The sequence below is a fragment of the Sorangium sp. So ce124 genome, assembly GCF_051525235.1.
GTDB classification, from domain to species: domain Bacteria; phylum Myxococcota_A; class Polyangia; order Polyangiales; family Polyangiaceae; genus Sorangium; species Sorangium atrum.
In genome coordinates, this window is sequence record NZ_CP150312.1 from 11,850,834 (window position 1) to 11,870,003 (window position 19,170).

The following is a 19,170-nucleotide window of genomic DNA, read 5'->3' on the forward strand; positions in this document are numbered from 1 at the left end:
CACGCGCGTCAACGTGGCGACGCGGCCTTCACCGCACGCGTCAACGTGGCGGCGCGGCCTTCGCCGCGCGACGCCGCATCGCGTCGTGACTGGAGGTGTGCGCGTGCTGGCGGAGCTCCGCGCGCGGATCCTGACGCAGCCTCCTCGATTTGTGGCCGCGAAATCCGCCAGCGAATGATACTTTTGTCGTTCGATGTCGACCCCTAGCTTTCTGCGTCGCTTCGCGCTGCTCCGCGCGTTCTCGGCCGCCGCGCTGACGGCGGGGATCTTCGCCGCCGCCGCTTCGTGCAGCGTGCCGGACTTCGAGTTCGCGTCGGTATCCGGCCCGCCGGCGCACTGCACGGACGACGCGCAGTCCGACGGCGAGACGGGCCTGAACTGCGGCGGCGAGTGCGATCCATGCCCGCTCGGCTCCGGCTGCGCCGCGAGCCGCGACTGCGCCGAGGGCGAGTGCATCGACGGCGTCTGCCAGGAAGCGGGCTGCATGAACGACGCCCGCGACGGCTCGGAGTCGGACGTCGATTGCGGCGGCAGCTGCGACAGGAAGTGCGCGACCGGCCAGAAATGCAACCGGGCCGGCGACTGCGAGAGCGGCGTGTGCCAGGACGGCCAATGCGTCGCGCCGACGTGCACCGACGGGGTGCCCAACGGCACCGAGAGCGACGTGGACTGCGGCGCCGACTGCGGGGGCTGCCAGGACGGCAAGATCTGCCGCTCGAGCGTGGACTGCCTCAGCGACGATTGCATCGACGGGGTCTGCGGCCCCACCTGCCCGGATGGCCACGCCAACTGCGATCGCCTGGCCAAGGGGGACTGCGAGGTCAACATCCGCATCGACGCGGACAACTGCGGCAGCTGCGGCCAGAAGTGCGCGCTGCCGCACGCGACGGCCGAGTGCCAGGGCGGCGCCTGCAAGATCAAGGCGTGCGAAGCGCCTTACGCCGACTGCGACGGCGATCCCGAGAACGGCTGCGAGGTGAACACCGCGACCGACTCGAGCCACTGCGGCGGGTGCGAGGAGCTGTGCCCGGCCGTGAACGGCGACGCCTATTGCGAGGCGTCGGAGTGCAAGATCGAGTGCGACAAGGGCTTCACCAACTGCAACGGCCAGATCGCCGACGGCTGCGAGAGGGCGATCAACCGCGACGTGTTGAACTGCGGCGGGTGCGGCGTCGAGTGCGAGCCCACGGCGGGCGGCAGGCCCTGGTGCCGCGACGGCGTGTGCGGCGAGACGATTTGCCCGGCCGGCAGGGGCGACTGCAACGGCGACCCCGAAGACGGCTGCGAGGTGGATCTCACCGCCGATCCGGAGAACTGCGTCACGTGCGGCGGCCTGTGCACGGTCGCCAACGGCACCGGCAAATGCACGGCGACCGGCTGCGCCATCGGCAGCTGCGCGCCGGGCTTCGCCGACTGCGGCGGCGGCTACGCCGACGGCTGCGAGACCAGCACGGCGACGAGCCTCAGCCACTGCGGCGGCTGCGGCGAGACCTGCACCATCGCCGGCGGCACCCCGAAGTGCGATGGCGGCGACTGCCAGGTGAAGACCTGCAACAGCGGGATGGGCGACTGCGACGGCAATCCGGACAACGGCTGCGAGACGAACATCAACGTCAACCAGACCCACTGCGGCGCCTGCGCGGCCGCCGGCGGCGTCAACTGCAACACCATCTACGCGAACGCCACCGCGACCTGCCAGGGCGGCACCTGCACCTTCGCCGGCTGCAAGGCGGACTACGCCAACTGCAACAGCTCGCTGACCGACGGCTGCGAGGCCAACGTCAAGACCGACGAGGGGAACTGCGGCACCTGCGGCACCCAGTGCAACACCATCCACACGACCAGCAACCAGTGCCTCGACGGCACCTGCAACCCGGTGTGCACGACCGCGCAGTACGACGACTGCGGGGTGCCGAGGAACGGCTGCAACATCGACCTGTGGGACGACGAGAACAACTGCCTCGGCTGCAACCTCGTGTGCCAGAGCGGGGCCAGCGCCCACGTCACCAGCAATCAATGCAGCTCGTCGGGCTGCACCCCGGTGTGCAGCGGCCTGTGGCGCAGCTGCGACGGCAACGGCATGAACGGCTGCGAGAAGGACGTCTCCGGCGACGTCAACGCCTGCGGCGCCTGCAACACCCAGTGCCTCCAGGCGCACGCGAGCGCCACCGCCTGCACGGCCGGCACCTGCGTGCCCACCTGCGACCCGGGCTGGAAGGCTTGCGGCGACCCCCGCGAGGGCTGCACGACCCAGCTCGGCACCGCCAGCAACTGCGGCGACTGCGGCCACGTGTGCTCGGGGACGAGGTCCATCTGCTCGAACGGCAACTGCGTCGTCTCGCCGGACATCGTCGTCGTCAACTCGGGCACGACCGGCACCCTGAGCACCATCGGGAATTCGGCGCCCATCATCAACGTGAGCCACGCCCTGCAGACACCGCGGGACAACGATCGCATGGTCCTTGTCGGGATCGTCGCCTCCGAGAACTCGCTCGTGCCGGTGAGCGTCACCTACGACGGCACGCCGATGACGCTCTTCAACACGCGGCAGGCCGACAACAACTCCGCCGCGCACATCTACTACCTCCTGGACAGCCAGCTTCCGGCCGCCACCGGCAACAAGCCCGTGGTGGTGCAGATGGCGAGCTCGAACACCTGGGGCGTGTACTTCGCCAACGTGGTGGAGCTGAAGGCCGTGCACCAGTCGAACCCGTTCGCGAGCGCCACCACGACCGGCATCCACACCAACACGACGGACTGCGGCGCCAGCGCCGTGCCCCGAGGGGTGACCACCAACTTCAGCGCGAGCGGCTCGTTCGTGTACACGGTGATGGCGGCGCGCAACGGCAACACCGGCGCCACCATCAGCCCCACCGCGGCGACCTCCACCATGAACCGGCGCCTGACCGATCCGACGACCATGGTCGCGCTGGCCGGCTATCTCGTGGCCAACTCCAACACCACCATCTCCTGGACGGTGAGCGGCTGCTACAGCACCGCCGGCGTCGGCGTCGCCGTGCGGCGCGCCAGCGGCGGCTGAGCGCCTCGAGGCGCCACGCTCCTCCCTCGATTCGCGGGCGCCGGCTACCTGACCAGCCGCACAACGACGAGCTCGCGCTGCCCGCCGACGGGTCCGAAGCCGAAGTCGCCCGGACCGTCGAGCTGGCCGGCGAGGTAGACGGAGTGTTCTCCTCCCGTGCAGACGGCGAAGAAGCGTCCGGGAGCGTCGAAGACCTCCGGTTCGCCCGGCGTGCCGTCGGCGGCGAGGCGGACGAGCATCGGGCTCTCCTCAGCGCCGTAAGCGCCGCCCGTGATGAACACGCTGCCGTCTGCCGCGAAGGCGGAGGCTCGTGTGAAGTAGTCGGCCTCGTCGCCGAAGAGGGAGCTCCACAGCGGCTCGCCGCCGGGGCCGAAGCGCGCCGCGAAGAGCTTCGTGGAGCCGCCCGTGTTCCGTGAGCCTCCGCCGAAATCAGCCGTCCCGTTCATGTAACCGACGATCAGGGCGCCGCCGCCCCGCGCGCCGCTCATGTCGTTTGCCAGCGTGTAGCCATCAACGCCGAAAGGTCTTCGGGTCAAGATCTGTCCAGTCGGTGAGACCTGCGTCAAGTACGAGCCGTAGCCGAACGACTGCGTGGCGTATCCCGTGAGCCAGACGTTCCCGTCGCTGCCGAGCGCCATTCCGGTCGCGTTCGTCATGGGCCACGTGTCGAGATCACCTCTCGGGTGAAGCACCTGACTGGTGACATAACCGCCATCGGCGTCGAGCGTCAGCAAGAAGGCCGTCTCCCCACCGGCCTCGTGGACGCCGCCTCCGAAGTCGATCTCACCGCTGACGTAACCCGAGACGTACACGTTGCCGTTCGGCGCCACGGCCGCGCTCTCCGCCACGTCGTACCCCATACCGCCGAAGTGCCGCGCCCAGATCACCTCGCCGTCCGCCGCGACCTTCATCACGATCATGTCGGGGCCCCAGTTCTCGTCCGTGGGGACCCAGATCTCGTCGCGGATGGCGACCGTGGTGCGGTACGTGCCGACCGCGATGATCGACCCGTCGGCGAGCGGAGCAATCCCGTTCACCTGCGTATCGTAAGCGGCGCTGCCGAAGCTCCTGGCCTGCACGAGCTCGCCGGCCGGCGAGAGCCAGAGCAGCACGGCGCCGGCGTGGTCTTCGCCATTCAACGAGAGGGTGCCATCCGCGCCGCCGCCGACAACGAGCCGCCCCTGTGCGTCGAGCGCCGCCGCATAGAGGCTGTCGTTGACGCCCTCTCCGGGGAACACGACGCTGTAACCGGGCCCGTCCTCTGAAGGAAAACCGCCGCCTGGGCCATCACCTCCCGCCCCCTGGCCCCCCGAGGTACTGGAGCCCTCCGCACCGCCCGTGGCGCCGGTCGAGCCCACCGCATCGCTGGAGCCGCCTGTTCCCGCGGCGTGACCGACGCCCGCGCTTCCCTGCGCGCTGCCCTCGCCCGCGCCGCCGCTCGATGCCGAACCGTTCTCGTCGTCGCCGATCCCCCCCACCACCCTCCCGTCACACGCGACCGTCACGAGCGCCACCGCGAGGAGCCAGCTCGCGGACGGCCCCCGCCGGTGCCGGAGCCCACGCATGTCGTTACCGCTTCGTCCGATGACCGCCACCACCATGAACCCAAAGCTATCATGAATACCCGGGCATCCCACGTTCCCCCACAACTACGCCCAGTTGATAACATTACCGCTCCGGCATCCTTCGACGCTCACCAGAAATGACCCACCTGCGCTCGTCAGAAGGGTCCGGGCGCCGATCAGCAATCGTGGCGTGGATGGCGAGCGCAGGCCTGGAGCACGCGAGGACAGCGCGCGGACGCAGGCCTCCGGCGGTGCCACTTCGACCACGCGCCGGAGGCTGCGGCGCCGTGTTCTGCCGCTCGCTCCGCGGCGGCGACAGCGGGCCTTTCTGGGTGGCTGCGCCCATGGGGGTCCAGCGCTCATCCTGCTGAATGCGAAGGGTCCCCGGGCGCACGGCGTACTCGCGTGTCCCCCGCCCGCGGCGACCGCGACCCGCATTGCATTGGAGGAAGGAAGCGTCGAATCTGCTCCGTGTGTCCAGAACGCAGGTTCAGTTGCCTGACACCACGCGACGACCAGCGGCTATCGAGAAATCATCGATTTACAACCAAAATGATCTCGTATAAGCGAATGATCAAGCAAGGATCACGCATGACATGGTTAGTCAGGGGGCTAAACTATGCCACCGTCCAGGTCGAACAATGGAGTCGCGCTCGCTTCGTCGAAGTCCACCAGGCACAAGCCGACGCGTGCCCCGCGAAAGCCGACCGTCCCGGCGGTCCAGCGCGGCGTGGACCTGCACAAGAACGGACACCACCAGCGCTCTTCGACCGCTGTGCTCGACGCCACGAACGTCGACTGGGAGGCGCGGGCGCGCTCGCAGCAAGCCATCCTGGACAACATCGCCGATGCGGTCGTGGTCGCTGACAACGAGGGTAGGCTCACGTACTTCAACCCTGTCGCAGAGGACCTCATCGGTGCCCGTGCGCCGGAGCTCCCTCCGGAAGAGTGGAGCGAGAATTACGGCATTTACTATCCCGACACGAAGACGCTGTTCCCATCTCAGCGCTTGCCGCTCGTCCGGGCGCTGGGCGGCGAGAGCGTCCTCGGCGTGGAGCTTTTCATCCGCCATGCCAAGCGGCCCGACGGGGTGCCGATCGTCGCGAGCGCGCGGCCGGTTTACGCGGGCGACGGCTCTCTGCAGGGCGCGGTCGTGGTGTTTCGCGACATCAGCGATCGCAAGAGCTGGGAGAAGGAGCTCGAGCAGCAGCTCTCCGTCGCGCGCGAGCGAAACGAGACGCTCGACAGGATGCACCGTACGATCCAGGAGCTGTCGACCCCGATCCTGGAGATATGGAACGAGGTGCTCGTGCTGCCGATCATCGGCATCCTCGACTCGCGGCGGAGCGGAGAGATAACGGAGCAGTTGCTCGCAGAAGTAGCCGGCAAGCCGTGTCGGTTCGTCATCATCGACGTCACCGGCGTGGAGATGGTCGACTCCTCGACGGCCGACCGGCTCCTCAGGCTCGTGAACGCGGTGGAGCTGCTCGGCGCGCGTTGCCTGCTGACCGGGGTCCGCCCTGCGGTGGCTCAGACGCTGGCGTCGCTGCGAGTGGACCTCGGCCCGCTGCTCACGCTCCGCAACCTCCGGCATGGCCTGGAGACGTGCATCCGCCTGAGCAACATGGGCAGCGCCAGCGCCCAGCTCCAGCGCGATGAAGCGGTGTCGGCGAGGTCCGCCGTGCGACGGTGATCTGCCGCTGTACCGTGCCGCGCGCGTGTGAGAGGATCGGGCGCGACCATGAAGAGGATCAAGCTCAAGCTCCACAGCGACGAGTATCACCTCAGCGCCGTCGGCTATCTGTTCGAGGACCCGGCGCCCGCCGCGGATCCGGTGGGGGTGAAGCCTTTCTCGATCCGCAACACGGTGTTCCCCGAGTTCGATCTGGATCCCGGTAACTACGTGTTCCGCTTCAGGGTCCGGAACGGAAGCGGCAAGTTCCAGATCTTCGCCTTCGATCCCAAGACGAACCAGAGCACCCGCGCCGAATACGACACGTCGAGCGGCGACGACTGCCTCACGTTCCGGTTCACGGTGGCGCCGTGAGGGGCGCCCCGCTGCTCCGCCGCGCCGCCGCGCTGCTCTCGCTCACGCTGGGCGCGCCCGCGCTCGCCCAGGGCGCGGGGCAGCCGTCGGCCCCCGTGCCGCCGGGCGCAGCGCCCCCGGCGCCCGCCCGGCCGGCCGCCACCGCGCCGGCCGCCACTGCGCCCGGCGCCCCCACGGCGGCCACCGCCCCCACGGCGCCGGTCCCGTCTGCCGCGCCGAGCACACCCGCCGCGCCTGCCGCGCCCACGCCGGGCGCTGGCGCGGCCGTGGCGCCCGCGCAGCCGGGCCGCGCCATTGCGCCGGTCGCCCCGGCCGCCCCCATCGCGCCGCTCGCGCCAGCCCAGGGCGCGGCCATCTCTCCGGCCGCCACGGGCCGCGAGCTCGTCTACCTCGTTCCGGCCAAGGTCACGGGCGGCTCCGATGGCGCGGCGCTCGCGCGGGTCGGATTCGGCGTGCTGGCCGGCTTCGGCGAGGTGACGGACCCGACGGCGTGGGATGTGAGCGCCGTGATCGAGGCCGAGGTGGCGGCCGAGAACGGGCTGGCCACGCTGATCGGCCTTTCCAGCACCGACGATTCGGCCCAGACGCCCACAGGCACCCTGCGCCTGTCCGCCTCGTTCGCGCGCCTCGACTTCGAGGGGGAGGGCAGCTCGGCGTATCCGCCGCTGATCCTCTATGTCGGCGGCGCGGTCGGCCGCACCCGGTTCAGCTACCTGGGTCCGGGCCCCGAGCGGCGCGACCAGAGCCTGCCGCCGACCTACGCGCCGCGCGAGCTCACCGCCGTGCCCTGGAGCGTCGGCGCGGCGGCGGTCTACGTCGGAGAGGGCGGGAAGAAGCTCGCGCCCACCCTCGAAGGGCAGATCAAGTTCGACTCGCGCTGGACCGCGTCGACGGACACGCTCGAGTGGTGCGAGCCCGCGGGCGACGTCGTCCACGGCGTGGATCCGGTCACCCAGTCCACCACCTTCGTCCCTGCCACGCGCTGCAGGAAGGAGGTGCTCGGCGCGCCGGTGCAGAGCCAGGAGCTCACGATCGCGGCGCACGCCGGGCTCGTCGACAAGGCGGCGAACGCCTCGTTCCGCGCGGCGCTCGGCGCGAAGGTCGCTGTCGCGCTCAACGACGAGGCGCCCGCCGATGTCCGCCTCAGCCTGCGCGCCCCGGTCCACGTGACGCTGGCGCGCGCGCCGGTGGGGACGGAGTACCGCGGGCTCATCCGGCTGATGCCAGCGCTCAACGTGGTCCGTAGCTCGACCGGGGGCACGAGCGTCGGCGGCATGCTCGAGATCGCCTTCCTCGGCCAGCGCGCGATGTTTGCCGACAACTACACCGACCTCTGACGTCGGGCCGCGACGCGCCCCCGCGGGCCGCGACGCGCCCCGCGGCCCTGCCGCCGGACGCAGCGCTCCCGGCCTGGGCGCCTGCCCCGCCCGGCACCTTTCTTGGCCCACCGCGCCAGCATCCGCTACCGACGCACGAGAGCAGCGGAGGTGCACCCGGAAGCAGCATCGGGTGGGCCGCCGCGGCTCGCTAGGGAGACAGCGATGGGCCCGAGCGCAGCGTACAAGGTGGAGGGGCTTGGCGACGGCGTGCCGGCGTCGGGCGGCGCGGAGGGGTGCGGGCAGGGGCAGCTGAGCAGCCTCTGCAGCGCCCCCACGATGCCGTTCACGTCGCACGCCGGCGGCGCGGAGGAGGCCCCGACGGAGTCGAAGCCCTGGTGCATCGACCACGGCGGCTTTCTCGAGGCGATGAGCACGGTCTCGCTCTGGCGCGCGCTGGAGCTGGGGGAGCTCCCCCACAGCACGCGCGTCTGGCGCGAAGGCCTCGAGTGCTGGACGCCGGCCGGCGAGGTGAAGGCGCTCGGCTGGACGATTTCCCAGCCGCCCCCGCGCGACGAGGCGTCCGCCCTCTCCGCCGTGTGCGAGGCGCCTGAGTCCACCGGCCCGCTCAGCTTCGCGCTGACGCCGGACGACCTCAGCTCCGTCGCGCCCCGCTTCCACCAGGGCGCCCCCGCGAAGGCGCGCGGCGAGCGCGCCGAGGCCTTCACCCTCGGCCGGTTCCCGCTGACCGAGACCGTGCTGCGGCAGGACAGCCCCTCGCAGCCGATTTCTCTTGACATTCCGTCCGGTTTCCCGGCGGCCCCCTCGTCCCCGCCCGACACGCTCCCGAGCGCCGGTGCGCTGAGGCCCGGCGCCGCGAAGCCCGGGCTCGGGCCGGCGCGCGGCGGGCGCGACGCGGACCAGACGCCGCGCGGGCGCGTGTCGGGCGCCTGGTCGCGGCTCGCGCGGCGCGCCCGCGTCTCTCGCGGCGCCGCCGGAGCGGCCGCGGGCAGCGCGGCGCTCGTGCTCGTGCTGGGCCTCTCGGTGCTGAGCATGGTCGCCCCTGCGGCCGCGCCTGCGACGCCTGCGGCCGCGCCGGCTGCGCATCCCGGCGTGGCCCAGGGCGTCGCGGCCGCCGCCGCGCAGATCGCCCTGCCTGCCCCGAAGCTCACCGAGACGGCCGGCGCTGCGGCGCTCGCCGTGTCGGCGCCCGTCGCGATCCAGGCGCGCGACGGCGCTGCGACGGAGGCCCCCTCGCCGCGCGACGGCGCTGCGACGGAGGCGCCCCAGGTGCGCGACAGCGCTGCTCCCGAGGCGCTCCCGGCACGCCGGGAAGCGGCCGCGGCCTCGGTCGAGGACACCGACGCGCCCGCGTTGCCGCTCCACCGGGCGGAGAAGGCCTCGGCGTCCGGCGCGAAGCCGGCGCCGGCGGGCCGCCGTGAGCGCGGGCAGTTCCGCCTGAGGCGAGGTCGATCCGAGGCGGACGCCACGCGCGGCATCAGCTATCCGGCCCGCAGAGCCGACTCCTGGATCGGGACGGGTGCCATCCTGCGCGACTCGCGCTAAGGTGCGCGCCGCGCGGCGGTCGGCTCCGTCCCGCAGCACTCCGGCGTCGTTCAAGGGCAGGACGGGGGACTTTGAATCCCCTAATCGTGGTTCGAATCCACGCGCCGGAACCATCGAGCACCCGCGCCCTCTGAGGAGGGTCATGGCGGCCGATCGACATCGCGCGGGCGGGAGCGCCTCGTGCGAGGTCGCACCGCCTCACGGGAGCGTCCTGCGCCGTCATCCGCTCGCTATTGTCTGGCGCGGTCGAGCCGGGGTTGTTTACCGTGGTCTCACCGAGGGCTCCGCGCCTGCCGCGCGGCGTGCGCGAGCCCCTGGCTCCTGGAGGACCGGACGGCGTGGCGAGCGATGAAGGGGCCCGCGGACGCGGAGCCCCGAATGTAGATACGGCCCGCGGACGCGGAGCCCCGAATGTAGATACGGCCCGCGGACGCGGAGCCCCGAATGTAGATACGGCCCGCGGACGCGGAGCCCCGACCCATGGTGATGCGGCCCGCGGACGCGGAGCCCCGACCCATGCGGGCGCGGAGCTCGAGCGCGCGTCGGCGGCGCCGCTCGAGGCGGGCGAGGCGCAGTTCATCGCGCGGCTCGTCGCGCGTGACGAGAGCGCGTTCAACGAGCTCGTGATCATGTACGAGCGCCGCGTGTTCGCGCTCGTCTACCGCATGCTCGGCCGGCGTGACGAGGCCGAGGACGTGTCCCAGGAAGTCTTCGTGCAGGTCTTCAAGGCGATCGATCAGTTCCGCGGCGAATCGAAGCTCTCGACGTGGATCTATCGAATCGCCGTGAATCTCTGCAAGAACCGGACGAAGTACCTCTCGCGGCGGCACGCGGGCGCCCAGGACGACGTCGACGCCATGGCCGAGCGGGTGCCGCTGTCCGCGGCCAAGGGCGTGAGCGTCGGCGACGTGAGCCGCCCGGACGAGCTGGTGGAGGGGATGCAGCTCGAGGCGGTGGTGAAGCGCGCCATCGGCCAGCTCGATCCCGAGTTCCGGGAGGCGCTCATCCTTCGCGACGTGGAGGACATGTCCTACGAAGAAATCGCCTCGGTGACGGGTTTGCCGGATGGGACCGTGAAGAGCCGGATCCATCGCGCGCGCGGGCAGCTCCGCGCGCTTGTCGAGAAGATGATGGGCGAGAAGGTGAGAGGCGGGAAATGAGCGAAGCGGACGACCCGAAGCGCACGGGGCAATCCGATGAGCCGACCGCTTCGGGCGCGGAGAGCGGTAGCCGTCCCACGGCTCCCCCCGTGGAGCGCCCGCCCGCCGTCGCCGCGCCCCGAGACGATCTCCCCGAAGACGGCGACTTCCCCGAGGAAGGCGACCTCCCCGAGGAAGGCTCGTTGCCGCTCGTGGACGAGCTCGATCTGCGCGAGCTGGTCCGAGGCGCGATGCGTCCGCCGCCCGCCGCGCCGCCGAGCCTCCTCCGCGGCGTGCAGCGCCGGATCCGGGTGCGCTCGCGGGGGAAGTTCTACGGCGACGGCTGGAGCACCGCGCGTTCGCCGCGCTCGACCTACCTGATGACGAGCCTCTTCATGCTCGCCCTCATCGCCTTCGTCTTCCTCGTCCTCATCCCCTGGAGCGGCGGCGCCCTACCCTGACCGCCCGTCGCAGCTCAGCGCTCTTCTCCGATCACCGTCGCCGAGCGGCGGTCACCCGCACAGGAGACGGGCCCAGATCGGCGTTTTCGGCGCGCAAGCGTGCTCCAGCACGCTGAGCACCGAAAACGCCGATCTGGGCCCGTATCCGAAGCGGGTGTCCGCCGCTCACTGAGTCCAGCGAACCAGGACGCAGGTCACGTTGTCCGGGCCGCCGTTCTCGTTGGCGCGCTCGATCATCTTGGCGGTCGCGACCTGGATGTCCTGATGCTCCGTCAGGATCTGGGTCATCTCCAGATCGCTCACCGGCCCGGAGAGCCCGTCGGAGCAGAGGATGTACGTGTCGTTCAGCTGCGGCACCTCGAAGCGGGTGTCGACCTTGACCGTGTCCTTCATCCCGAGCGCGCGCACGATCACGTTCTTGTGCGGAAAGTTCGCGATCTCCTCGGGCGTGAGCCGCTTCATCTTGATGTAGTCGTTGAGGAGCGAGTGGTCCTCGGTGAGCATCTCGAGCCGGCCCTCGCGGAAGCGGTAGACCCGGCTGTCGCCGACGTGGGCGACGTACACGCCGTCGTTCGCCGTGAAGATGCCGACGAACGTCGTCCCCATGCCCCGCTTCTTCGCCTCGCGCTGCGCGGTCTCGTAGATCCGCAGGTTGGCGAGCTTGATCCCCGTGATCAGCCGGTTCTCTTCGTAGCCCTTGGACCGGTCCATCTTGTAGGGCCAGGTCCGCTCCGGGTCGTCCTGCGTCTGGGCGAAGAAGTCCTGCATCGCGTCGACGGCCATCTTCGACGCGACCTCGCCCGACGCATGCCCCCCCATCCCATCGGCGACCATGAAGAGGCCGTACTCGACCATGATGCCGAAGTTGTCCTCGTTGTGGTTGCGCTTGCGCCCGACGTTCGTCTCGCCGGCCACTTCGATTCGAAACGTTTGGGACACGGATCACCCGATCGATGGCCCCGCGCGAGGCGCGGGGTTGAATGAGAACCGCGAGCGCGCCCGTCCGAGCCGCTCGAGCCCGATCCTGGAGGTTCGGTTGACGGGGTGTCAACCGGATCGGGCCCGAGCGCCGAGCTTATAGAATCCGCGCGCGGCCCCGCATCATTTTTTGCCTACTTGCGGTACTCCTCGGTCGCCTTGCCGCCCGAGCTCGGCGGCGGGAGCTCGGCCTCCGGCCGCTTCGCCGCGGCGGCCGACGGATCGGGGGCAGCGCGGAGCACGACCGTGACCTGCCGGTACTTCCCGCGGCTCAGCAAGGTGAGCGGGACCTTCTCGCCGACCGCGTGCGTCCGGATCGCGTCGGAGAGCGCCTCGGGGCTCGTGACGGGCACGCCGTCGACGGCGAGGATCATGTCGCTCTCCGCGCGCTCGCCGCCCGTCAAGCGGGCCTCGTCCGCAGGGCTCTCGGGGTGCACCACGGTGACCCGGACCCCCTTGGCGACCGGCGCCGCCTCGCTGACGCCCTGGATCCCGAGCCACGCCGCAGGCGGCACGGCCGTCGGCGGCACCGCGCGAAGGAACGCCCTGACCGCGCTGATCGGCACGCCGAACGCGACGGGCGTGCACGGCTTGCCCTCGTTCGGGGCGCAGCCGCGGCCCAGGATCGCGACCACGCGGCCGTCCTCGTCGATGATGGGCGCGCCGAGATCGAGCGGCGAGACGCGCGAGCCGAGCTCGATCGCGCGCTCCAGCGGCCGGTCGTCGCCGCCGATCAGCGTCCGGTGCGATCGCAGCACGAGCGAGGTGGCCGCGACCTTGCCGCGCGCCGCCGAGAACGAGCGGATCTGCGCGTCCGGCCGCACCGGATCGCGCGACGAGGCGGTGAGCCCCTCGGCCCACTTGCCGGTCTGCGGCACGAGCAGCGCGAGATCCCACACGCGGTCGTGGTGGCCGAGCTTCACCCGCACGGTGGTCCCGTCGGCGAGGCGCGCCGTGAGGTCGTTGCCCGCGCCGAGCGGCGAGAGCGCCGTCAGGATGCGCCCGTCGCCAGCGAGCGCCGCGCCGAGGCCGAGGACCTGCCCGCCGCGCTCGATGACGACCACGCCGCGCGCGGCGCGCTCCTCCACCGACGGCTCCGCCTTGTCCTTCTCGGCCGGGCCCCCCTTCGGCTCGGCGGCGGCCGCCTTCTTCTCCTTCCCGCCCGCGCTGACCCGGGTCGGGAGCACCACCCGCTTGCCGGCCGGCGGGGCTTCACCTTCCCCCTGAACCTGCGCCTCGCCCGGCGCGCCCTGCGCGAGCGCCGCGGGGGCGGCGAGCGCTGCGGCGGCGGACACGGCGGCGGCGAGCGCCAGCGACCGTCTCCATCGCTTCACACGCGACCTGTCAACGGGATCGCTCGGCGCCGCGCCTCGGGGCGCGGCGGCCTTTGTGACACCAGGCGGGCTTGTCTCGTTCATAAGCGCGGCTCCTGAGGCGACGGCCGATTCTGCGGCGGCGCGGATCGCATTGCAAAAGGCAAAGGCCGGACCGCCCTGTACTGTGGGATCGGGCACCGGAGTCCGCCGGGGGCGGGGGGCGAAAAAAAACCGGTCACGAACTCGGGGGACGGGGGCACATGGCTGGCGATGAGGCAGCGATGGCAGCGGGGTTAGCGCTCGTTGGGTCGGAGGGCGACGCGCGGGCCGACGAGGCGCGCGCGATCGAGGGGCTGATCGGGACAGGCGACTTCCGGGAAGCGCTGTCGCGGTGTGCGAAGGCCTACGCCATGCCGCTGGGCCGGCTGTGCATGGCGTTCACGGGCTCGCAGGCCGAGAGCGAGGAGCTGGTGCAGGAGACGCTGCTCGCGGCGTTCGATGCGTTCCCGCAGTACCGCGCCGAGGGGAGCGTGCGGGCCTGGCTCTTCGGGATCGCGCGGCGCCTCTGCGGGCGGCACACGGAGCTCAGGGCGCGGCGCGAGGCGCGGCTGCGCCTCGTCCACGACACCCGGCCGCGGCCCGACGCGAGCGAGCTCGCGGCGGAGCGCGAGCGGGCCGAGCGCGCCCGCGCCGCGCTCTCGCGGCTGAAGCCGAGCGAGCGCGAGGCGGTGGTGCTGCGCTTCGAGGCGGGCCTCTCCTTCAAGGAGGTGGCCATCGCGTGCGGGATCGACGAGGCGGCGGCGCGGAAGCGGGTGAGCCGCGCGCTTTCGCGGCTCAGGGCCGATCTGGGCGAGGAGTGAGGGCGATGGGCGCGACAGGAACGGGTTCGGTTGGGCTTTGCGGCGAGGTCGAGGAGCAGCTCGCGGAGGTGCTCGACGGGACGGCGCGGCCGGCGCTGTACGAGCACATCGCCGGCTGCGACGCGTGCCGCGACCTCCGCCACGACGCGGCGCGCGCCGCGGAGGTGGCCGCGGCGGCCGGCGCGGACTTCCGGCCGGCGGACGGCTTCACCGAGGCGCTGCTCCGGCGGATCGAGGCGGCGCGCCCCTCGGAGGGCGCGACGAGCGGCGCGATCCTGAAGGTGGCGGCCGAGGAGCGACACGGCGCCGCAGGCGTGCGATCCAGCGCGACCGAGGTGCGATCGGACATCGCCGAAGGGCGATCAGACATCGCCGAGCAACGATCCGACACGGCCGACGCTCGATCCGACATCGCCGAAGGACGAGCCGAAATCGCCGAAGGGCGATCCGACATCGCCGAGCAGCGATCCGACATCGCCGAGCAGCGATCCGACATCGCCGAGCGGCGCTCCGACATCGCCGAAGGGCGATCCGACATCGCCGAAGGGCGATCCAACATCGCCGAGCAGCGCTCCGACATCGCCGAAGGGCGATCCGACATCGCCGAGCAGCGATCCGACACGCCCGCGTGGCGTTCCCCTACGCCCAGGCCGCGATCCGACACTTCCGGAGCGCGATCCGGCGCGGCCGAGGCGCGCACCGGCGGACCGCGCTCCACGATTCCGGAGCGAACCGCGCCGGCGGCGCGCCGCACGGCCTTCGGGCGGCGCTCGGCCTTCGCCGCCGCCGCCCTGGCCGCGGCGGCGGCGGTAACGGTCGGGGTTGCTCTGCGGCGCGGCGGCGAAACAACGGCGCCGTCCGTCGCCGCGGGGGCCGGGGCGCCATGGTCCGGCAAGATCGCCTCGGTGTCGCGCGCGTCGGCCGACAGGTCGGGCGGCCTCGAGGCGTGCGACGCCGCGGGCGCCTGCGCGCCGCTCGCCGCGGGCGCCGCGCTGCCGGAGGGCGCGACCCTGCGCACCGACGCGCGGACGCGCGCCCACCTGTCGCTCGCGGACGGCTCGGCGCTCGCCATCGACCGCGGCTCCCGCGTGTGGATCGCAGGCGACGGCCGCCGCGCGCGCGTCGACGAGGGCGCCGTCGTCCTCGACGTCACGCCGGCCCCCGGCGCGCCGCCCGCGCGCATCGAGGTGCCGCACGGCCAGATCGAGGTGCTCGGGACCAAGCTCGCGATCACCGCGGGCGCCGCGCGCGCCTCGGTCGAGGTGGCCCGCGGCGCCGTGCGCGTCACCGGCGAGCGCGGCGAGCCCGTCGAGGTGCGCGCCGGCGAGGAGGCGACGCTCGCGAAGGGCGCAGCGCCGGAGGTCGCGAGCGCGACGTCGCTCGCCGACACGCTCGAGTGGAGCGACCGCTCCGCCGAGGAGGCCGACGCCCCGGCGCTCCGCGGCCTCGGCGAGCTCAGGGCGCGCAAGCCGGGCGCGACGCAGGAAAAAGAGCGGGCCGTCCGGCTCGCCAGGCACGCCGTCAAGGTGCGGATCGTCGACGTCGTCGCCAGGACGGAGATCGACGAGACCTTCGCCAACGACACCGACGAGGAGCTCGAGGGCATCTTCCGGTTCCCGCTCCCGCCGGGCGCGCAGATCGAGCGGCTCGCGCTCGAGGTGGACGGCAAGCTGGTCGAGGGCGCGTTCGTCGATCGCGATCGCGGGGCCGCGATCTGGCGCGGCGTCATCCAGAACGCCGCCCCCAAGGCGCCCAAGCCGCGCGAGGAGATCATCTGGGTCCCCGGCCCGTGGCGCGACCCCGCGCTGCTCGAGTGGCAGCGGGGCGGCCGGTTCGAGCTGCGCATCTTCCCCATCCCGAAGCGCGGCTCGCGGCGCGTCGTGCTCACCTACACGCAGCTCGTCGAGCAGGCCGGCGGCGTCCGGCGCTTCACCTACCCGCTCGCGCACGACCAGAGCGGCACGACGAACATCGGCGACTTCTCGCTCGACGTGCAGGTGCTCGGCCACGACCGGGAGTTCGGCGTCGCGACGCGCGGCTACGAGCTCGCCGCCGCCCCCGCGGACGGCGCGGCCGACCGCCGCACGCTGGAGGCCCGCGGCTTCACGCCGGCCGGCGACCTCACGGTCGAGTACGCGCTCCCCGATCGCGACCGGCCCGTCACCGCCTGGGCCTACCGGATGCCCCCCGCCCCGCCGCCGGCCACGCCACCCGCGGCATCTCAGCCGTGGCGCGGCGCGGCCGGCACGTCGAAGCGCGACGGCGCGGAGCACGAGGCCTCCCTCGCCGCGGCGCAGGCCATCGCGAGCGACACGTCGCCGTACGTCGCGATCGCGATCCGGCCCCGGCTCCCGCGGTGGCAGGCGTCGACCTCGCGGCGCCACGCGATCGTCGTCGACTCGAGCCGATCCATGGTCGGCGAGCGGTTCGCCCGCGCGACGCGGCTCGCCTCGTCGCTCGTCCGCGAGATGGACCGGCGCGACGAGGTCGTCGTGCTCGCGTGCGACACCCTTTGCCGCTCGCTCGGCGACGCCGGCCAGGGCGGCGCCGCGCGCCCCATGGCCCCCGGCGCCGCCTCGGCGGGCGAGGTCGAGCGCTTCCTCGGCGGCATCGAGCCCGACGGCGGCAGCGATCTCGCCGCGGCGATGATCGCGGCGCGCGCGGCCGCCGGCCCGCTCGACGGCAAGGAGCTCCGGATCATCTACCTCGGCGACGGCACGCCCTCGGTCGGCCCGACGCGCCCCGCCCACATCGAGGCCGCGGTGCGCGGCGCGATCCCCGCGGACGGCGCCGCCGCCGTGGTCGCGGTCGCGCTCGGGAGCGACGCGGACACCACGTCGCTCAGGGCGCTCGCGCGGGGCGGCGGCGGGGTGATGGTCCCCTACGTGCCCGGCCAGAAGGTCGCGAGCGCGGCGCAGTCGGTCCTCGGCGCGGCGTACGGCCTCGCGCTGCGCGATCCCGAGATCGAGCTCCCGCCCGGCCTGACCCAGATCACGCCGGCGCGGCTCGACCCGATCCGCGCCGGCGGCGAGGCGCTCGTCGTGGCCCGGATGAGCTCCGGGGCCGACGTCACCGGCGCGATCCGCGTCCGCGGCCGCGTCTCGGGCGAGCGCTTCGAGCAGACCTACCCCGTCAACATCGTCGCCACGACCGGCGCGGGCAACGCCTTCGTCCCGCGCCTGTACGCCGCGGCGAAGATCGCGGAGCTCGAGGAGAGCGGCGGCGACGCGCAGAAGCCCGCCATCATCGAGCTGTCGCGGCGCTTCTCCGTGGCGAGCCGGTTCACCTCGCTGCTCGTCCTGGAGAGCGAGGCGATGTTCAAGGCGTTCGGCCTCGATCGAGGCGGCATCACCTCCGCGTTCACGGGCGAGGAGCAGGCCGAGCGCGTGAGCGCGAGCGCCGAGGGGGAGGAGCCCGACGCGGCGGACGAGGGCGCCGAGGAGAAGGGCGACGCGCTCGGGGCGGGCCTTGGCCTGTCGGGCAGCGGCAGGGGCGGCGGCGGCTCCGGCTGGCCGGACGTCGCGCCGGCCGCGAAGGCGGAGTCGCGCACGTCGGCCGGCGCCCGCCCGGCGTCGCCTGCCAAGCCGCAGCGCCGGTTCGACAAGTCGTTCGACGCCGACATGCCGGCGCCCCCGCCGGCGCCGACGGCCGCCGCGCCCGCGGAGCCGAAGCCGGCGCCGCCGCTGGACGATCGCGCCAGGAGATCGTCCGACGACGGCCTCGTCGCCGCCGAGGAGTGGTCGCGCCCGCGGCCGCGGCGGATGATCCCGATGCGCCGGGTGTTCGATCGCATGGTGAGCTTCGACGCGACGAACACGCTCGCGCCCGAGAGCGCCGCGAAGACAGCGGCCGCCGAGGCGGCGCTCGCGGCGGCCCCGGACAGCCGCGACAGGACGGTGGGCCTCTACGCGCTCTACGCCACGACCGGCCGCCTCGGCGAGGCCCAGGAGCTGACCGCGCGCTGGAGCGGGCGCGACGCGCTCGATCCCGACGCGCTCATCGCCCGCGCCGACCTCGCGGCGCGGCAGGGCCAGCGCGACCGCGCCGCGCGCATCCTCGGCGGCCTCGCCGACGTGCGCCCCGGCGACCGGGCCACCCAGACGCGGCTCGCCGAGCTCTGGGACGCCGCGGGGCGGCCCGCGTTCGCGTGCCAGCACCGGGTGGCGCTCGCGGACCTCGCGCCCGCCGACGCGAAGCTCGTCGCCGCCGCGATCCGGTGCGCCGGCGAGGGCGGCATGAGCGAGCTCGCGAGCCAGCTGCGCCTCGACGCGACCTCCGCCGTCCGCGCGGAGATCGACCGGCGGCTCGCGCAGCCGGACGCGGCGCCGGCCGCCGACCTGCCCGGCGACGTGTGGCTCAGCGCCGAGTGGACCGGCGGCGCCGACCTCGACCTCTCCCTCATCGACGCGCAGGGGCGGCGCGTCTCGTGGATGGGCGCGACCCTCCCGTCGGTGGGTGTGCGCTCGCGCGACGCGACGAGCACGCGGTCGGAGTCCCTCGCGCTGCGGAGCCTCCCCAAGGGGAGCTACATCGTCGAGATCGCGCGCGCGTCGGCCGTGGAGGACGCCGGCGCCCCCACCCCCGGGGCCAGCGCGCCGGGCCCCGTGCGCGGCGAGCTGACCCTGCGCCTCGCGGGAGAGACCCGCAAGGTTCCCTTCACGCTCGAGGGCGCGCGCCTCGAGCTCGGCACGGTGCGCGTCTTCTTCACCTCCCGCCTGGTGCCGGTCGACGGGCTGTCGGCTCCGCCGTTTTGACGGAACTCACGGAACCGACGAAACGGACGAAACCGACGGAGCTGCCGAAACCGACCGGACCGACCTCCGCCCACGCGCGGAGGCTCTCTCCTGCGCACCCCTCCCTTCACATGTCCTGAACGACCCTC

Annotated in this window: 12 protein-coding genes and 1 tRNA gene; 10 read left to right on the forward strand and 3 right to left on the reverse strand. The window is 72.8% G+C overall.

Going from position 1 to position 19,170, the window contains the following annotated elements; all coding sequences use genetic code 11:
- Positions 1-193 precede the first annotated feature (193 nt).
- Complete coding sequence (locus tag WMF19_RS44420) at positions 194-3,040, forward strand: hypothetical protein (RefSeq protein WP_437895912.1); 2,847 nt, start codon at positions 194-196, stop codon at positions 3,038-3,040.
- A 44-nt stretch (positions 3,041-3,084) separates the two neighbouring features.
- On the opposite strand, the gene WMF19_RS44425 is transcribed toward WMF19_RS44420, so the two are convergent.
- Positions 3,085-4,605: a hypothetical protein gene (locus tag WMF19_RS44425; RefSeq protein WP_437895913.1), complete on the reverse strand. Its 1,521-nt coding sequence runs from the start codon at positions 4,603-4,605 to the stop codon at positions 3,085-3,087.
- A gap of 730 nt (positions 4,606-5,335) precedes the next feature.
- On the opposite strand from WMF19_RS44425, the gene WMF19_RS44430 reads away from it, so the two are divergent.
- The 7 genes from WMF19_RS44430 to WMF19_RS44460 all read left to right on the forward strand — a co-directional run bounded on the left by WMF19_RS44430 (position 5,336) and on the right by WMF19_RS44460 (position 11,134).
- On the forward strand, positions 5,336-6,298 hold the full coding sequence (locus WMF19_RS44430; RefSeq protein WP_437895914.1) for an STAS domain-containing protein: 963 nt from the start codon (positions 5,336-5,338) through the stop codon (positions 6,296-6,298).
- 48 nt (positions 6,299-6,346) lie between these two features.
- Positions 6,347-6,652, forward strand: coding sequence for a hypothetical protein (locus tag WMF19_RS44435; RefSeq protein WP_437895915.1), 306 nt, complete (start codon positions 6,347-6,349; stop codon positions 6,650-6,652).
- Positions 6,649-7,989 carry a hypothetical protein gene (locus WMF19_RS44440; protein ID WP_437895916.1) on the forward strand — a complete coding sequence of 447 codons (1,341 nt, stop codon included), beginning with the start codon at positions 6,649-6,651 and terminating at the stop codon, positions 7,987-7,989. Before WMF19_RS44435 ends, WMF19_RS44440 begins: the two co-directional genes overlap by 4 nt.
- 204 nt (positions 7,990-8,193) lie before the next feature.
- Positions 8,194-9,534, forward strand: coding sequence for a hypothetical protein (locus WMF19_RS44445; protein WP_437895917.1), 1,341 nt, complete (start codon positions 8,194-8,196; stop codon positions 9,532-9,534).
- A gap of 39 nt (positions 9,535-9,573) precedes the next feature.
- A tRNA-Gln gene (locus tag WMF19_RS44450) sits at positions 9,574-9,647 on the forward strand.
- Positions 9,648-10,112: 465 nt separating this feature from the next.
- Positions 10,113-10,694 carry a sigma-70 family RNA polymerase sigma factor gene (locus WMF19_RS44455; protein WP_044970125.1) on the forward strand — a complete coding sequence of 194 codons (582 nt, stop codon included), beginning with the start codon at positions 10,113-10,115 and terminating at the stop codon, positions 10,692-10,694.
- The gene (locus WMF19_RS44460; protein WP_437895918.1) at positions 10,691-11,134 is read left to right on the forward strand and encodes a hypothetical protein; all 444 of its coding nucleotides are present in this window, start codon (positions 10,691-10,693) and stop codon (positions 11,132-11,134) included. Before WMF19_RS44455 ends, WMF19_RS44460 begins: the two co-directional genes overlap by 4 nt.
- 165 nt (positions 11,135-11,299) lie before the next feature.
- Here WMF19_RS44460 and WMF19_RS44465 read toward each other — a convergent pair whose 3' ends face one another.
- The gene (locus tag WMF19_RS44465; protein WP_272102167.1) at positions 11,300-12,073 is read right to left on the reverse strand and encodes a Stp1/IreP family PP2C-type Ser/Thr phosphatase; all 774 of its coding nucleotides are present in this window, start codon (positions 12,071-12,073) and stop codon (positions 11,300-11,302) included.
- Positions 12,074-12,246: 173 nt separating this feature from the next.
- A complete protein-coding gene (locus WMF19_RS44470; protein WP_437895919.1) occupies positions 12,247-13,446 on the reverse strand; it encodes a S1C family serine protease in 1,200 nt (399 codons plus the stop codon).
- A gap of 263 nt (positions 13,447-13,709) precedes the next feature.
- On the opposite strand from WMF19_RS44470, the gene WMF19_RS44475 reads away from it, so the two are divergent.
- Together WMF19_RS44475 and WMF19_RS44480 are read left to right on the forward strand one after the other, a co-directional pair.
- A complete protein-coding gene (locus WMF19_RS44475) occupies positions 13,710-14,288 on the forward strand; it encodes an RNA polymerase sigma factor (protein ID WP_272102165.1) in 579 nt (192 codons plus the stop codon).
- A 5-nt stretch (positions 14,289-14,293) separates the two neighbouring features.
- On the forward strand, positions 14,294-19,042 hold the full coding sequence (locus tag WMF19_RS44480; protein WP_437895920.1) for a VIT domain-containing protein: 4,749 nt from the start codon (positions 14,294-14,296) through the stop codon (positions 19,040-19,042).
- Positions 19,043-19,170 lie beyond the last annotated feature (128 nt).